This window comes from Pseudomonas sp. Q12-87, assembly GCF_001269755.1.
Classification (GTDB): Bacteria; Pseudomonadota; Gammaproteobacteria; order Pseudomonadales; family Pseudomonadaceae; genus Aquipseudomonas; species Aquipseudomonas fluorescens_S.
On record NZ_LHVI01000036.1, the window covers coordinates 202,452 to 217,734 of the forward strand.

Here is a 15,283-nt window from a genome sequence, read left to right on the forward strand (position 1 = left end):
CATGAAGCAATATCTCGATCTGGTGGCCCACGTCATCAAGAACGGCACCAAGCAAGCCAACCGCACCGGTGTAAACACCATCAGCTTCCCTGGCGCCATGCTGCGCTATGACTTGAAGGATGGTTTCCCGGCCATCACTACCCGCAAAATGGCCTTCAAATCGGCCATCGGCGAGATGTGCGGCTTCCTCCGCGGGATTAACAATGCCGCCGAATTCCGTGCCTTGGGCTGCAAGGTCTGGGACCAGAACGCCAACGAAAACGCCCAATGGCTGGCCAACCCGTTCCGCCAGGGCGACGATGACCTGGGCGAAATCTACGGCGTGCAGTGGCGCAAGTGGCCGGCCTACAAGCAGATCCCGCTGAGCAATCCGGCAGCCATCGAACAGACCCTGGCCCAGGGCTACCGCCAGATCGCCGAAGGCGAAGAGAACGGACAGGCTTACGTGGTGCTGTACAAGGCCATTGACCAGGTTCGCCAGTGCGTCGACACCATCATCAAGGACCCTGGCAGCCGTCGCATTCTGTTCCATGGCTGGAACTGCGCCCAGCTCGATGAAATGGCCTTGCCGCCGTGCCATTTGCTCTATCAGTTCCACCCGAATGTCGAGACCAAGGAAATTTCCCTGACCCTCTACATCCGTTCCAACGACCTGGGCCTGGGCACGCCGTTCAACCTCACCGAAGGCGCCGCGCTGCTGAGCCTGATCGGTCGCCTGACCGGCTACACGCCGCGCTGGTTTACCTATTTCATCGGTGATGCCCACGTCTACGAAAACCACCTGGACATGCTCAACGAACAGCTCACGCGCGAGCCGTTCCCGATGCCGAAACTGGTGATTTCCGAGCGTGTGCCGGCGTTTGCCAAGACCGGCGTGTACCAGCCGGAGTGGCTGGAATTGGTCGAACCGAGCGACTTCTCCCTCGAAGGCTACCAACACCACGCGCCGATGACCGCGCCGATGGCGGTCTAACCAACACCACCTCTCTGCTGTGGAAGTGGGCTTGTGTGGGAGCGGGCTTGCTCGCGAATGCGGTGTGTCAATTGGCAAATATGCAATCTGACACACCGCATTCGCGAGCAAGCCCGCTCCCACATTGGATTTCCTGGGGGTTCAAGGCACTCAATGCCCATGACTCCTCCCCACATGTGAATGCTCCACCTCCGGCGCCACCGCCCCGCTGATCTCCAACCGCTGCAAGATTCCGCATTGCTCCAGGTCCGGGCCTTCGCCGCAGCGATGGCGCAGGTCGATCAGTTGCGTTTGCAAGGCCAACAGGCCGTCGATGCGAGCCTTGACGTGGAGGATGTGTTCGTCGATCAGCGCGTTGACGTTTTCACACTGGTCCTGGGGGCTGTCGCGCAGGGCCAGGAGGCTGCGGATTTCCTCCAGGGTCATGTCCAAGGTGCGACAGTTGCGGATGAACGTCAGCCGTTCAGCATGGGCCTGGGTGTAGACGCGGTAATTGCCGTCGCTGCGGGCCGGTTCCGGCAGCAAGCCTTCACGCTCGTAATAGCGGATGGTTTCGACCTGGCAGTCGGTGATCTTTGCCAGTTCTCCGATCTTCATCGCGTTGCCTCCCCAAATAGGTGCTTGACCCTATAGTGGCTACAGGGTCTTTACTGTGCAACAGGCACTTTTCACGGACGTCACCCGATGAGCGATTCCATTCACACCCACAAACCCGATCATGGCCATGACCACGGCCATTCCTGCTGCTCCTCGAAAGCCGCACCGTCGGTGGTCAACCTCGGCAACGCCCCGACGGACGGCGGGCGGCTGAGCAGTTTTCGCATCGAGGCCATGGACTGCCCCACCGAGCAGACGCTGATCCAGAACAAACTCGGCAAGCTCAAGGGCGTGCAGCAGCTGGAATTCAACCTGATCAACCGCGTGCTCGGCGTGACCCATGACCTGCCCAGTGACGCGCCGATCATCGCCGCGATTCAATCCCTGGGCATGCAGGCCGAGCCGTTGACGCCGGGCCAAGACAAACAAACCCACACCCCACCCGCCCCGGCCAAGCCGTGGTGGCCGTTGGCGCTGTCCGGGGTCACCGCCCTGGGCGCCGAGGTGATCCACTTCACCAACGCCGCGCCTAACTGGGTGGTCGCGCTGGTGGCACTGGTGTCGATCCTCAGCGGCGGCCTCGGTACGTACAAGAAGGGCTGGATTGCCCTGAAAAACCGCAACCTGAACATCAACGCCCTGATGAGCATCGCCGTGACCGGCGCCGTGCTGATCGGGCAGTGGCCGGAAGCGGCGATGGTGATGTTCCTGTTCACCGTGGCCGAGTTAATCGAAGCCAAATCCCTGGACCGGGCGCGTAACGCCATCGGCGGCTTGATGCAAATGGCTCCTGAACAAGCCACCGTGCAACAGGCCGATGGCACCTGGCTGGAACAGGAGGTCAAGGCCATTGCCCTCGGTGCGCGGGTGCGGGTGCGTCCTGGCGAGCGCGTGGGTCTGGACGGTGACGTGGTCGCCGGCCGTTCGACCATCGACCAGGCACCGATCACCGGCGAGAGCCTGCCGGTGGAGAAAACCGTAGGCGACAAGGTGTTTGCCGGCACCATCAACCAGGCCGGCGAGTTGGAATACACCGTGACTGCGGCCTCCGACCACTCCACCCTGGCGCGGATCATCCACGCCGTGGAGCAAGCCCAGGGCGCACGCGCGCCGACCCAGCGCTTCGTCGATCAGTTCTCGAAAATCTACACCCCGGCGGTGTTCGTCCTGGCCTTGGCCGTGGCTGTCCTCCCACCGCTGTTCATGGGCGCGGCGTGGTTCGACTGGATCTATCGGGCGCTGGTGCTGCTGGTGGTGGCCTGCCCTTGCGCGTTGGTCATTTCCACGCCGGTGACCATCGTCAGCGGCCTCGCCGCAGCGGCGCGCAGAGGCATCCTGGTGAAGGGCGGCGTCTACCTCGAAGGCGGCTACAAGCTCGACTACCTGGCCCTGGACAAGACCGGCACGATCACCCACGGCAAGCCCGTGCAAACCGACTACGTGGCGCTGGACCCGACGGTAGAAAGCACCGCTCCGGTCCTCGCCGCCAGCCTCGCCGCCCGCTCCGACCACCCAGTATCCCGGGCCATTGCCCTGGCCGCTGTGGATAAGCAATCGGCAGCGCTGGCTGTGGATAACTTCGAGGCCCTGGCGGGACGCGGAGTACGCGGCAACATCAACGGCCAGACCTATCACCTGGGCAATCATCGCCTGGTGGAAGATTTGGGCCTGTGCTCTCCCGAGCTGGAAGAAAAACTCTTCGCATTGGAAAAACAAGGCAAGTCCGTGGTGCTGCTGCTCGACGGCAGCGGTCCCCTGGCGCTGTTCGCCGTGGCCGACACCGTGAAGGACTCCAGCCGCGAAGCCATCCGGCAGCTGCATGAGCTGGGGATCAAGACCCTGATGCTGACCGGCGACAACGCCCACACCGCTGAAGCGATTGCCACGCAAGTGGGCATCGATCAGGCCCGGGGCGACCTGTTGCCGGAAGATAAGCTGCAAGCCATCGAAACGCTGTACGCCCAGGGACACCGCGTCGGCATGGTGGGGGACGGCATCAACGACGCCCCGGCCCTGGCTCGCTCGGAAATCGGCTTCGCCATGGCGGCAGCCGGGACCGATACGGCCATTGAAACGGCCGATGTCGCCTTGATGGACGATGATCTGCGCAAGATTCCGGCGTTTATTCGCCTGTCTCGCCAGACCTCAAGCATCCTCAAGCAAAACATCGCCTTGGCGCTGGTCATCAAGGCGATCTTCCTTGGGGTGACCTTTGCCGGGTTCGCGACCATGTGGATGGCGGTGTTTGCCGACATGGGGGTGAGTTTGCTGGTGGTGTTCAATGGGTTGCTGTTGTTGCGTAAATAAGAGCGCTGGCGCTGATTTTTCGACCCAGCACATCACACTTTGTGGCGAGGGGATTTATCCCCGCTGGGCTGCGCAGCAGCCCCCAAAGGCAGCCACCCCGGTATGTCAGGTTGATTGGGGTTGTCCTCTAAGGGGGCTGCTGCGCAGCCCAGCGGGGATAAATCCCCTCGCCACAGGTTAACTCGCCTGACCACAAGGTTTGCCCATGTTTCAATCACGCTTGGGCTCACGAATCTTGTACCAGGCCACATACAACGCCGGCAGGAATAGCAGCGTCAGCAGCGTGGCGATGATGATCCCGCCGATCATCGCGTAGGCCATCGGCCCCCAGAACACTTCCCGCGCAATCGGGATCATCCCCAGGCTCGCCGCAGCGGCGGTGAGCAGGATCGGCCGGCGCCGGTGCTGGGTAGCTTCCACCACGGCATCCCAGGGCTCGTAGCCGTCCCGTTCATATTCATCGATCTGGGTCACCAGGATCACCGAGTTGCGGATGATGATGCCGATCAACGCGAGAATCCCAAGGATCGCCACGAAGCCCATGGGCGTGCCCGTCGGCACCAGCGCCAGCACCACGCCGATCAGCCCGAGGGGCGCGACGCTGGCCACCAGGAACAGTTTCTGCACGCTGTGCAGCTGGATCATCAGGAAGGTCGCCATCAGGAACAGCATCAGCGGCACCACGCTGGCGATAGGTCCCTGGGCCTTGCTGCTCTCCTCCACCGTACCGCCAGTAGCGACTTTGTAGCCCACCGGCAGGCCAGCGGCGAACTTGTCGATCTCCGGCTGCAGTTGCTTCACCAGGTCTGTGGGCTGGATCTCATCGCGCACGGCGGCCTTGATTGTGATGGTCGGCTTGCGGTCGCGACGCCATACCAGCGGCTGCTCCAGTTCATAACCCACCGTGGCGAACGCCAGCAGTGGAATCGAGGTACCACTCGGCGTGACGATTTGCAGGTTCTGCAGGGTTTCCGGCGAATCGCGCTCGGCATCTTCAGCACGGCCGACCACATCGATCAGGTAAATATCGTCGTTGACCTGGGTCACCGGCGAGCCGCTGACGATGCTGTTCATCAGCTTGGCCACGTCATCCGAAGACAACCCCAATTGCCGCGCTTTGTCCTGGGCGATGTCGATGCGCAGGACCTTGCCCGGCTCGTTCCAGTCGTAAATGATTTCGCCGATGTGCGAGTTCTTGTCCAGCTCGGTGGCCAGCTCGATGGCGTGCTTGCGCACCTGGTCGACGTCCTTGCCGCTGACCCGGTACTGGATCGGCCGGCCTACCGGCGGCCCCATTTCCAGGGCCTGTACGTAGCTGCCAATGCCGACGAAGTCCTCGCGCAGACGCTTTTGCAGACGTTCAGTGAGGGCCGTGCGCGACTCCAAGCCCTTGCTGACGATCACCAGTTGCGCGTAGTACGGGTTCTGCAGTTGTTGGTCCAGCGGCAGATAGAAACGAATCGCCCCTTCGCCGATGTAGGTGCTCCAGCGCGCGATGTCCGGATCGCCCTTGAGGGTTGCCTCCAGACGGTCGACAGCCTTGCGCGTCTCGTCCATCGAGGCGTTTTGCGGCAAGTTGAGGTCCACCAGGATTTCCGGCCGGTCCGAAGACGGGAAGAACTGGTTCTGCACAAAACGCATGCAAAACACCGCCAGCACAAACAGCAAGATCGTGATGCCGATGGCCCACCAGCGATTGCGCATCGCCCACAACAGGCCGCCATTGAACGCCCGGCCGATCCGCCCCGGTTCGGCGCTATGGGGCTTCACGTTGGTGCTGAGGATGTGCACGCCAATCACCGGGGCGAACAGTACCGCGACGATCCACGACACCAGCATCGCCACGGCGATCACTGCAAACAGGGTAAAGGTGTACTCACCGGCAGAGCTGGCATTCAGGCCGATCGGCACGAAACCGGCCACGGTCACTAAGGTCCCGGTGAGCATCGGGAACGCCGTCGAGGTATAGGCGAAAGTGGCTGCCTGTTCCTTGGTTTCGCCTTTTTCCAGGCGCGTGACCATCATCTCCACGGTGATCATCGCATCGTCCACCAGCAGGCCGAGGGCGATGATCAGCGCCCCGAGGGAGATCCGCTGCATGGTGATGCCGCTGTACTCCATGAACACAAAGACCATCGCCAGCACCAGCGGAATCGAGCAGGCCACCACCAGCCCGGCCCGTACGCCAAGGCTGATGAAGCTGACGACCAGCACGATGATCACCGCCTCGAACAAGGCGCTGGTGAAGCCACCGACCGCCTCTTCCACCACTTCGGCCTGGTCCGATACGGTGTGCACATCAACGCCCACCGGCAGGTCGGCGGTCAGCTCGTTCATGCGCGCATGCAGCGCCTTGCCGAATTCCTGGATGTTGCCGCCCTTCTTCATCGCGATGGCAAGGCCAATGGCCGGTGTGCCGTTGAAGCGGAACATCGGCGTGGCGGGGTCGACGTAGCCGCGACGGATATCCGCGATGTCGGCCAATCGATAGAACCGATCGTTGAGCCGAAGGTTGACGTCAGCCAGGTCTTTTTCCGATTGGAATTGCCCCGACGTGCGCACGGAAATCCGCTCGGGCCCGGCGTCGATCACCCCGGCCGGGGTCACGGCATTCTGCGATTGCAGGCTTTGCACCACCTGGCGCTGGTCGATGCCCAGTGCGGCGAGTTTGCGGGTGGAAAAGTTCAGGTACAGCACTTCGTCCTGCTCGCCCAGCATCTCGACCTTGCCCAGGCCCGGTACCTCACGGATCTCGGCGCGCACCTGTTCGACGTAGTCACGCAGTTGGCGCATCGACAGGCCGTCGCCCGTGAAGGCATACACCGAACCGTACACATCGCCGAACTCGTCGTTGAACCCCGGCCCTTGCAAGCCTTGGGGGAAGTCACCGCGAATGTCGTCGATTTTCTTGCGTACCTGGTACCAGATCTCGGGGATTTCCTTGGCCCCGGTGGTATCGCGCAGGTACACGAATACCGTCGATTCCCCCGGTCGGGTGTAGCTTTTGACGTAGTCGAGGGAGTCGAGCTCTTCGAGTTTTTTCTCGATGCGATCGGTCACCTGCTTGAGGGTTTCTTCCTGGGTCGCACCCGGCCAGCGGGTCTGGATGATCATGGTCTTGATGGTGAACGAAGGGTCTTCTTCCCGGCCCAGGTTCATGTACGAAAACACGCCCATCAACAGGGCGACAAACATCAGGTACCACACGAACGACTGATGCCGCAGGGCCCATTCGGATAAGTTGAAAGGCCCTTTCATCGTGCATCCTCGTCAATTTTCACTTTCTGCCCCGGCTTGAGGCTGTTCACGCCGGCGCTGACCACGCGGTCGCCAGCCTTGATGCCGTTGGCCACCAGCACCGAGTCAGCCGAGCGTTCGAGAATCCGCACGTCGCGGGGCGAGACGGTCTGGGTATGCGGGTCAATGATCCAGATCCGTGCCTTGCCGTCGACCTCTTGCAGCGCACTGAGCGGCAGCTCGATGCGTGGCTCGATGGTCGAGCTCAGGGTCACGCCGATGGCTGTGCCCAGGCGAAAACCTGGCGGGGTGTCGGCCAGCGTCAAACGCGCACGACGCGTGCGGGTAGCGCTCTGGGCCTGGGGTTCAATCTCGCGCACGGTAGCGGTGGTATGGGTGGCTGGGTCCAGTTGCGCGGCGACTTCGAACACCACGTCCGCCGGCAGGCGCTCGGCCAGCCCGGCCGGCAGGTCGATCACCGCCTCCTTGATGTCGGGACGGGCCAGGGTCACCACTTGCTGGCCAGCGGTGACCACCTGCCCGGCTTCGGCATTCCAGGCCGTGACGACGGCATCATGGTCAGTACGCAGTTCGCTGTAGTTGAGCTGGTCGCGAGCCTGCTGCACCGAGGCCTGGGCCTGCTCGAGGGAGGCAGCGGTGGTTTTCAGGTCGGTCTGGGCGATGTCCAGTTGTGCCTGGGCACCGACGCCACGGTCAAACAATTGCTGCTGCCGACGGGCATTGGCCTGGGCATTGATGTACTGCGCCTCGATCCGTGCCAGATCGCCCTGGGCCGCGCGCAACTGGTTCTGTTGATCAGTAGGATCGAGTGTCGCGAGCAAGTCGTCCTTCTTCACTTCGGCGCCGACATCGACGTTACGACGGGCGATCCGTCCTGGTACGCGGAAACCCACGTTGCTCTCGTAACGGGCCTGGATATTTCCGGCGAACCGCCCGAAGGCCTGCTGGTCGAGCGCCTGGACCTCGAAGGACAACACCGGACGCACCGGTGCAGGGGGCGCTTCTTCCTTCGAACAGGCCGTCAGCAGCAGGGCGGCCAAGATCATCCACCAGCACCTCATGGCTGGGCTCCTGTCGGGGATTGCTCATGGGTGTTTTCAGCAATCTCCACGCGCACGCCGGGGTGCAGTAATTGCCCGCCGGCAGTGACCACCTTCTCACCCCCTTTGAGCCCGTCGCTGATGATGACCTTGCCGGTCAGGTACCGGCCAACGGTCACGTTATGCAACTGCGCCTTGCCCTCGCCGTCCACCAGCCACACGGCCGGGTCGCTGACGTTTTTGGTCAGCGCCGACCAGGGCAGTTCAACAGCGGTCTTGCCTGCGGACTTGGCCGTGGCACTGACTACCGAGCCCAGGCGCATTCCTTCGGGCAAATCGTCGAGGGTGACCTTGACCTGCACGGTGCCCGTCTCGGCAGACACCGCCGGGGTGATCTCGCGCACCGTACCGGTGGTTTTGATAGCCGCGTTGTCCAGCAGGCTGATGACGATGGAAGGGTCCGATGGCGGTTCGTGCAGCAAGGATTCGTAGATGTTGAACACCGCGTCGCGCTCGCCGTCCCGGGCCAGGCTGAAGATCGGCTCCGTGGCTTGCACCACCTGGCCTACCTCAGCCTGGCGCGCGGTGATAATGCCCGGCGCCTCGGCGATCAGGGCGGTGTAGCTCAGTTGTTCGCGGGCGTTAGCCAGCTGGGCCTGGGCAGCGGCCAGTGCGCTCTGGCTGCTGCGCAGCTGCGCCTGGGCCGCATCGTATTCACTCTGGCTGGTATAGCCCTTGGGCAAGAGTTTCTGCTGGCGCACGAAGGCCGCCGCACTTTGCTTGACCCGCGCCTGTTCGGCGGCCACCTGGGCTTCGGCGGAGTCGACGTTGGTCTGCAAGTCCCGAGGGTCGAGCCGGGCCAGCACCTGCCTGGCCGAAACCCGGTCACCGACATTCACCCTACGCTCGATGATCTTGCCGCCCACGCGAAACGACAGATCGGTCTGCACCCGCGCCTGGACATCGCCGGTCAAGGTCACCGAAGCCGCGTACTCGGAGGACTTGGCTTGCTGTACGAGCACCCGCGGAAGGGCTTTTTCCTCGGGCTTTTTATCACCGCATCCCGCCAGCAACGCGCACAGGCTCAGGCCAACGACCAGTTTGATTCGGGGACCCGCCATGCAGACTCCTTTTGGTGTACGGACGTGCCAGTGACGATACGACTGTGAGCTTAGAACAGGGTTCAATGAATACAACGGGTGCAGCAAATCAGGCAAACTGATCGCCTCCTGTAGGAGCTGTCGAGCGAAGCGAGGCTGCGATCTTGAGACTCGATTGGGTTTGGCCTCGCTTCGCTCGACAGCTCCTACGAACCCATGCAGCAGGAGTCTGCTCATGCTCAAGACATTGGCGGTAGCCAATTACCGCTCGATCAACAAACTGGTGATTCCCCTGGGTCGGCTGAACCTGATCACCGGCCCCAATGGCAGCGGCAAGTCCAATCTGTACCGCGCCCTGCGCCTGTTGGCGGAGACGGCGCAGGGCGGCGTGGTCAATGCCCTGGCCCGTGAAGGCGGATTGGACTCGACCTTCTGGGCCGGACCGGAAGAAATCAGCCGACGCATGCGCAACGGCGAGGTACCTGTCCAGGGTATCGTGCGTCAGGGCAGTAAACGCTTGCGCCTGGGGTTCGCCGGTGAAGACTTCAGCTATTGCATTGCCCTGGGCCTGCCGGAACCCAGTCGTTCGGCATTTTCACTGGACCCTGAAATCAAGCGTGAATGCATCTGGGCCGGCCCGGTGTATCGGCCTGCCAGTCTGCTGGTGGACCGTAACGGGGCAATGATCCGTGCCCGCGAAGGCCGCTCCTGGGATGTGTTGGCCCAGCACACACCCAGCTTCGACAGCCTGTTCGACCAGGTTGGCAGCCTGCGCACTTCGCCAGAGGTGCTACAGATGCGCGAGTTCATTCGTCGCTGGCGCTTCTACGACCATTTTCGCAGCGATGCCGACGCCCCGGTGCGCCAACCGCAACTGGGCACTCGCACGCCCGTGCTGCACCACGACGGGCGCGACTTGGCCGCCGCCCTGCAAACCATCCTTGAAATCGGCGACGCTGAAGCCTTGCACACGGCCATTGGCGATGCTTTTCCCGGCGCCCGGCTGCGCATCGAGGCACTGCAAGGCGGACGCTTCGCCATCGAGTTCTATCAGCAAGGCCTGCTGCGCCCACTGTCCGCCGCCGAACTGTCGGACGGGACGCTGCGCTATCTGTTGCTGGTGGCGGCGCTGCTTACCCCACGTCCCCCCTCGCTGATGGTGCTCAACGAACCGGAAACCAGCCTGCACCCGGACCTGTTGCCGGCCTTGGCGCGGTTGATCATCCGGGCGTCAGTCAATTGCCAGGTCTGGGTGGTGTCCCATGCCACGCGCTTGATCGCCGCCCTGGAGCAGGATGAGAATTGCAACTGCATCGTTCTGGAAAAGGATCTTGGACAGACCGGGATCGTGGGGCAACGAATGCTGGATGAGCCGGCATGGAATTGGCCGGATTGAGTGGCGCCTGATCGACCGAATCGCGAGCAAGCTCGCTCCCACAAAAGGTTTTCATCTGTCCACAGAGCTGTGTTCACCGAAGATCTACTGTGGGAGCGAGCTTGCTCGCGATAGCTATCGCAAGGCCTAAACAAAATCAGCGAATCACCCCTGCCACTTGCCACCCTCGACAATCACGCTCTCAGGCTTGGTGTCATCGCTCAGTTCCTTGCGCACGTACTGGTCATACAGCTTGAGCAGATACTTCTCCTCGCCCAGCTTTGCCAACTCGGTGTTGACCCAATCCCGCAGCTCGATGTTGCCCTTCTTCACCGCCGGTGCAATCGACGCTTCGGCGCCCAGCGTCTGGCTCAGTACACGGTAACCAGGGTTCTGCTTGGCCCAGCTGAACAGCACCAGATTGTCCTGGGCATAGGCGTCGCCACGGCCGTTGGCCAAGGCTTGCAAGGACTCTGAGTTTTTTTCGAACTTGAGCAGCTTCCAGTCCGGGTGATTCTTGGTCAGCCAGATGTCCGCCGTGGTGCCGGTGGTGACGATGGTGGTGCGGGTCGCCAGGTCATCCAGGTTCTTCACTTCACTGGCCTGGGGCACCAGCGCCTGTACCGCGACTTTCAGATTGGGGTTGGTGAAGTCCACCGCCTCCTTGCGCTCCGGGGTCACAGTCATGTTGGCCAGGATCAGGTCGACCTTGTCGCTTTGCAGGAAGGGTATCCGGCTCGCCGGTTCCACCGCGACGAACTCGACCTTGTTTTCATCGCCAAGCAGGTCCTTGGCGAATCGACGGCCGATGTCGGTATCGAAGCCGACGTAACGCCCCGCCTCATCGACGAAACCGAACGGCGGCTTGTCGGTGAAGACGCCGACGATCAGCTTGTCCCGCGCCTTGATCTTGTCCAGGTAGCTGGCCGGCGCGGCGCTCTGGCTGGCAACGTTCGACTTTGCCGGCTCTTCGGTTTTGTTGCAGCCGGCCAGCAATGCGAGACCGAGCAGCGGGAGTAGCAGCAGGGAAGACTTGGCAGTTTTCATAGCAGTTCCAGTTCCTTTGTTTGAGTCGTTTTGGGTAGTGCGGCGACGTAGGAGAACTTCTCCAGGAACTGCTGCGCTCGTGCGGTTTGCGGGTTCGTAAAGAAAATCTCGGGAGGGTTTTGTTCAAGGATCCGTCCGCTATCCATGAACACGATGCGGTCAGCCACAGCGCGGGCGAAGGCCATTTCGTGGGTGACGATCAGGAGCGTCATGCCTTCGCGGGCCAGGCCCTGGATGACTTCCAATACTTCCTTGACCATTTCCGGGTCGAGGGCAGCGGTGACTTCATCAAACAGAATGACCTTGGGATTCATGCACAGCGAACGAACGATGGCGATGCGTTGCTGCTGGCCGCCGGAGAGCTGGCGCGGAAACGCGTCGCGCTTGTCCAGCAAGCCCACGCGGGCCAACAACGCTTCGGCCTGGACGCGAGCCTCGCGGCGGTCGCGCTTTTGCACTTTGACCGGGCCGAGCAGCAGGTTATCGAGCACGCTCATGTGCGCGAACAGGTGATAGCTTTGGAACACCATGCCGATCTGCTGGCGCACGTCGCGCCAATCGGTGCCCTTGTCCAGCAACTCGCGACCGGCGAACACCAGGCTGCCGCTGTGGGCGACTTCCAGGCCGTTGAGGCAGCGCAGCAAAGTACTTTTACCGCAACCGCTGGGTCCGAGGATGACGATCACTTCGCCGGCCTTCACTTGCAGGTCGATGCCGTCGAGCACTTGCTGCTCGCCGAAGAATTTGTTGAAGCCCTTGAACTCGATCAATGTGCTCATGCTTGCGTCCAGCGCCGTTCCAGCACACGGGACGCGGCCGAGAGCGGATAGCAGATAAAAAAGAAAAACAGGAACAGCGCGCCGTAGATCAGCACGGATTCATAAGTGCGCTCGATGATTTGCTGACCGACCTTGATCACATCCACCACACCGATCAGCACCGCCAGGGAGCTGGTCTTGATGATGCGCGTGTAGACATTGATGGTCGGCGGGGTCATGCGTTTAAGCGCCTGCGGCAGCAACACGTAGCCGTAGAGCTGCGGGTCGTTCAAGCCGATCGACAATCCTGCCTCGCGCTGGCCACGTGGCAGCGAATGCAACGCGCCGCGCACCACTTCGCCCACTTCGCTGGCGCCCCATAAAGACAGCACCAGTACCGCGCACCAGAAGCTTGGAATGCTCAAGCCGAAAAAAATCGGTAGCCCGAAGAACAGCAAATACAACCAGACCAGCACCGGGATCGCCCGGAACAGTTCCAGGTACACCCGCAAAATGGCGTTCAACCACTTCACGTTCAGCGTGCTCAAAATGCCGTAGAGCATGCCGCCCACGGTACTGATCGCGATGCTCAGAAAGGAAATCGACAAGGTTTGCGCAGCGCCTTTGCCCAATTGCGGCAACGACACCCAGAGCAACTCAAGACCCGAACTGGCCATGTTGGAGCCTCCTTTCCAGACGACGCAACAACAGCGAGAGCGGCAAAAACAGCAGCACGCAAATCAGCGTCAGCACGGCCAGCATTTCGTAGGTCTTGTAGTAGAGCGCGATGTAGCTCTTGGTGGTGTAGAGAATCTCCGGCACCGCCACGGCGGAAACCACGGTGGTTTCCTTGAGCAGAAAAATGAAATTGGCGAACAGCGACGGCAGGCTGAGAATTCCGGCTTGCGGCAGGATCACGTAGCGCAGCAATTGGCCACGAGACAACCCGATGGAGCGACCGGATTCCAGTTGCGCCGTCGGCACCGCTTCCACGCCGGCACGCAGCACTTCGGTGAGATAGGCACCGCCCAGGAACGTCATGGTGATGATCGCCGCCGCGAAGCCCGACACCTTGATGCCCAACGCGGGCAAGGCGAAGTAGACAAAGAACAACTGAATGAGCAGCGGTGTGTTGCGCGCCAGCTCCACATACAACCCGACCAGGCGGTGCAGGTAAGGCGTGCGGAACACCAGGATCGGCGCGTTGACCAGCGCCACCAGCAGCGACGTGGCGATGGCGATGAGGCCGACCTGCAGCGTCACTCCCACAGCCTTGAGAAACGCCGGGAGGGTGCTGAGGATGAAAGCGTAATCGAAGTTCATTGAACGTCCTGGACGCCGCGCGATAAGCGGCGGTGGTGCGGTCCATAGGCAACGGGTAGCCACCTGGCAGGCACCGACTCTAAAGGTATAAGAAGAGGAATTTAAATACCGTTAAAGCATATTGATATCACGCAAATATCTATTCCCCCGATTTGCCGCGACGGAGGAAGACGGCTATTTTTCCTCACGTCGTAGGAAAGATCTTTTTTTCGAAATACCCCTCCAAGGACGCACAGCTTTTGGCCAGACTCCCCGGCCAAACCATCACAAGGAAGAGAACATGGCTGACGTAAAGGTGCCGAAGCGACTGGATCCGCAGGAGATGTTGAAGTTGTTGGTGGCATTGCGCAGAGCGTTGAAGACCAGGGCGGTTTGACCTTGTGGCGAGGGAGCTTGCTCCCGCTGGGTCGCGAAGCGTCCCCAAGAGTATCCGTTGGCTGTTTTTTACGACTGCTGCGCAGCCGAGCGGGAGCAAGCTCCCTCGCCACTCAGGTAAACATGTCCCTGGTCCAATATCTTGAGCACAAAAAACGCCGACGCTGTATCAGCCGTCGGCGTTCGAAACCTTGAAGAGGTTTACTGCCAGAATCAGAACGCCGGCAGTACCGCGCCGCTGTACTTCTTCTCGATGAATGCCTTCACTTCCGGGCTGGTCAGGGCCTTGGCGAGTTTCTGCATGGCCGGGCTGTCCTTGTTGTCCGGACGGGCCACCAGGAAGTTCACGTAAGGCGAATCGGCGCCTTCGATCACCAGCGCATCCTTGGCTGGGTTAAGACCCGCTTCCAAGGCGTAGTTGGTGTTGATCATGTCCAGGTCGACCTGATCCAGAACACGCGGCAGCATGGCCGATTCCAGTTCCTTGAATTTGAAGTTCTTCGGGTTCTTGGCGATGTCTTTCGGCGTTGCCAGGGCGTTTTTCGGGTCCTTCAACTCGATCAAGCCAGCCTTCTGCAGCAGGATCAGGGCACGACCGCTGTTGCTGCCTTCGTTAGGAATGGCGATGGTTGCGCCGTCCTTCAACTCGGCCAGGCTTTTGACTTTCTTCGAGTAGCCGCCGAACGGTTCGACGTGGACGCCGATCACAGTAACCAGATTGGTACCTTTGCCTTCGTTGAAGCTCTTGAGGTACGGCAAGGTCTGGAAGTAGTTGGCGTCCAGGCGCTTCTGGTCAACTTGCACGTTGGGTTGGACGTAGTCGGTGAAGACCTTGATCTGCAGGTCCACGCCTTCCTTGGCCAGGGCTGGCTTGATCAGTTCAAGAATCTCGGCGTGAGGCACGGGCGTAGCTGCCACCACCAGTTTTTCCGCGGCCTGGGCCAGGCCCGAGGTCAGCGCTGCCGCCAATGCGGTGAACAACAGAACCTTTTTCATGCAGTGTCCTTATCGAAAATCACTGTCGTCATGGACGACGGCCAAATGTGGGAGGTGCCAGCGAAGTGCTATCGTTGGCGTGAAGCGGACGATACCGATAATTTTTATGCCTTAACAATATCTTTTATTCAAGT

12 protein-coding genes are annotated in these 15,283 nt (G+C 61.2%); 3 read left to right on the forward strand and 9 right to left on the reverse strand.

Annotated features, from left to right (window positions below):
- The first annotated feature begins 1 nt into the window (after position 1).
- Positions 2 to 973: a thymidylate synthase gene (locus tag AD663_RS26845; protein WP_053214829.1), complete on the forward strand. Its 972-nt coding sequence runs from the start codon at positions 2 to 4 to the stop codon at positions 971 to 973.
- Between the two features lie 150 nt (positions 974 to 1,123).
- Here AD663_RS26845 and cadR read toward each other — a convergent pair whose 3' ends face one another.
- A complete protein-coding gene (gene cadR, locus AD663_RS26850) occupies positions 1,124 to 1,570 on the reverse strand; it encodes a Cd(II)/Pb(II)-responsive transcriptional regulator (RefSeq protein WP_053214830.1) in 447 nt (148 codons plus the stop codon).
- 87 nt (positions 1,571 to 1,657) lie between these two features.
- Between cadR and AD663_RS26855 the strand changes: the two genes are divergently transcribed.
- Complete coding sequence (locus AD663_RS26855) at positions 1,658 to 3,877, forward strand: heavy metal translocating P-type ATPase (protein WP_053214831.1); 2,220 nt, start codon at positions 1,658 to 1,660, stop codon at positions 3,875 to 3,877.
- 210 nt (positions 3,878 to 4,087) lie between these two features.
- Here AD663_RS26855 and AD663_RS26860 read toward each other — a convergent pair whose 3' ends face one another.
- From AD663_RS26860 to AD663_RS26870, 3 genes are read right to left on the reverse strand one after another with little or no spacing between them, the layout of a single operon-like run.
- The gene (locus tag AD663_RS26860; protein WP_053214832.1) at positions 4,088 to 7,135 is read right to left on the reverse strand and encodes an efflux RND transporter permease subunit; all 3,048 of its coding nucleotides are present in this window, start codon (positions 7,133 to 7,135) and stop codon (positions 4,088 to 4,090) included.
- Complete coding sequence (locus AD663_RS26865; protein ID WP_053214833.1) at positions 7,132 to 8,196, reverse strand: efflux RND transporter periplasmic adaptor subunit; 1,065 nt, start codon at positions 8,194 to 8,196, stop codon at positions 7,132 to 7,134. Before AD663_RS26865 ends, AD663_RS26860 begins: the two co-directional genes overlap by 4 nt.
- Entirely contained in the window at positions 8,193 to 9,296 is a 1,104-nt protein-coding gene (locus AD663_RS26870; RefSeq protein WP_053214834.1) for an efflux RND transporter periplasmic adaptor subunit, read from the reverse strand. The genes AD663_RS26865 and AD663_RS26870 overlap by 4 nt, the downstream gene beginning before the upstream one ends.
- A gap of 214 nt (positions 9,297 to 9,510) precedes the next feature.
- On the opposite strand from AD663_RS26870, the gene AD663_RS26875 reads away from it, so the two are divergent.
- Positions 9,511 to 10,671, forward strand: a complete 1,161-nt coding sequence (locus AD663_RS26875) for an AAA family ATPase (RefSeq protein WP_053214835.1) — start codon at positions 9,511 to 9,513, stop codon at positions 10,669 to 10,671.
- 144 nt (positions 10,672 to 10,815) lie between these two features.
- On the opposite strand, the gene AD663_RS26880 is transcribed toward AD663_RS26875, so the two are convergent.
- From AD663_RS26880 to AD663_RS26900, 5 genes are all read right to left on the reverse strand, one after another.
- On the reverse strand, positions 10,816 to 11,697 hold the full coding sequence (locus AD663_RS26880) for a transporter substrate-binding domain-containing protein (protein WP_053214836.1): 882 nt from the start codon (positions 11,695 to 11,697) through the stop codon (positions 10,816 to 10,818).
- Positions 11,694 to 12,476, reverse strand: coding sequence for an amino acid ABC transporter ATP-binding protein (locus AD663_RS26885; RefSeq protein ID WP_053214837.1), 783 nt, complete (start codon positions 12,474 to 12,476; stop codon positions 11,694 to 11,696). The genes AD663_RS26880 and AD663_RS26885 overlap by 4 nt, the downstream gene beginning before the upstream one ends.
- Positions 12,473 to 13,132, reverse strand: coding sequence for an amino acid ABC transporter permease (locus AD663_RS26890; protein WP_003186885.1), 660 nt, complete (start codon positions 13,130 to 13,132; stop codon positions 12,473 to 12,475). Before AD663_RS26890 ends, AD663_RS26885 begins: the two co-directional genes overlap by 4 nt.
- Complete coding sequence (locus AD663_RS26895) at positions 13,113 to 13,778, reverse strand: amino acid ABC transporter permease (RefSeq protein ID WP_003186886.1); 666 nt, start codon at positions 13,776 to 13,778, stop codon at positions 13,113 to 13,115. Before AD663_RS26895 ends, AD663_RS26890 begins: the two co-directional genes overlap by 20 nt.
- Before the next feature lie 588 nt (positions 13,779 to 14,366).
- Positions 14,367 to 15,149 (reverse strand): MetQ/NlpA family ABC transporter substrate-binding protein, encoded by a 783-nt coding sequence (locus AD663_RS26900; protein ID WP_003186887.1) that lies wholly within the window; start codon positions 15,147 to 15,149, stop codon positions 14,367 to 14,369.
- Positions 15,150 to 15,283 lie beyond the last annotated feature (134 nt).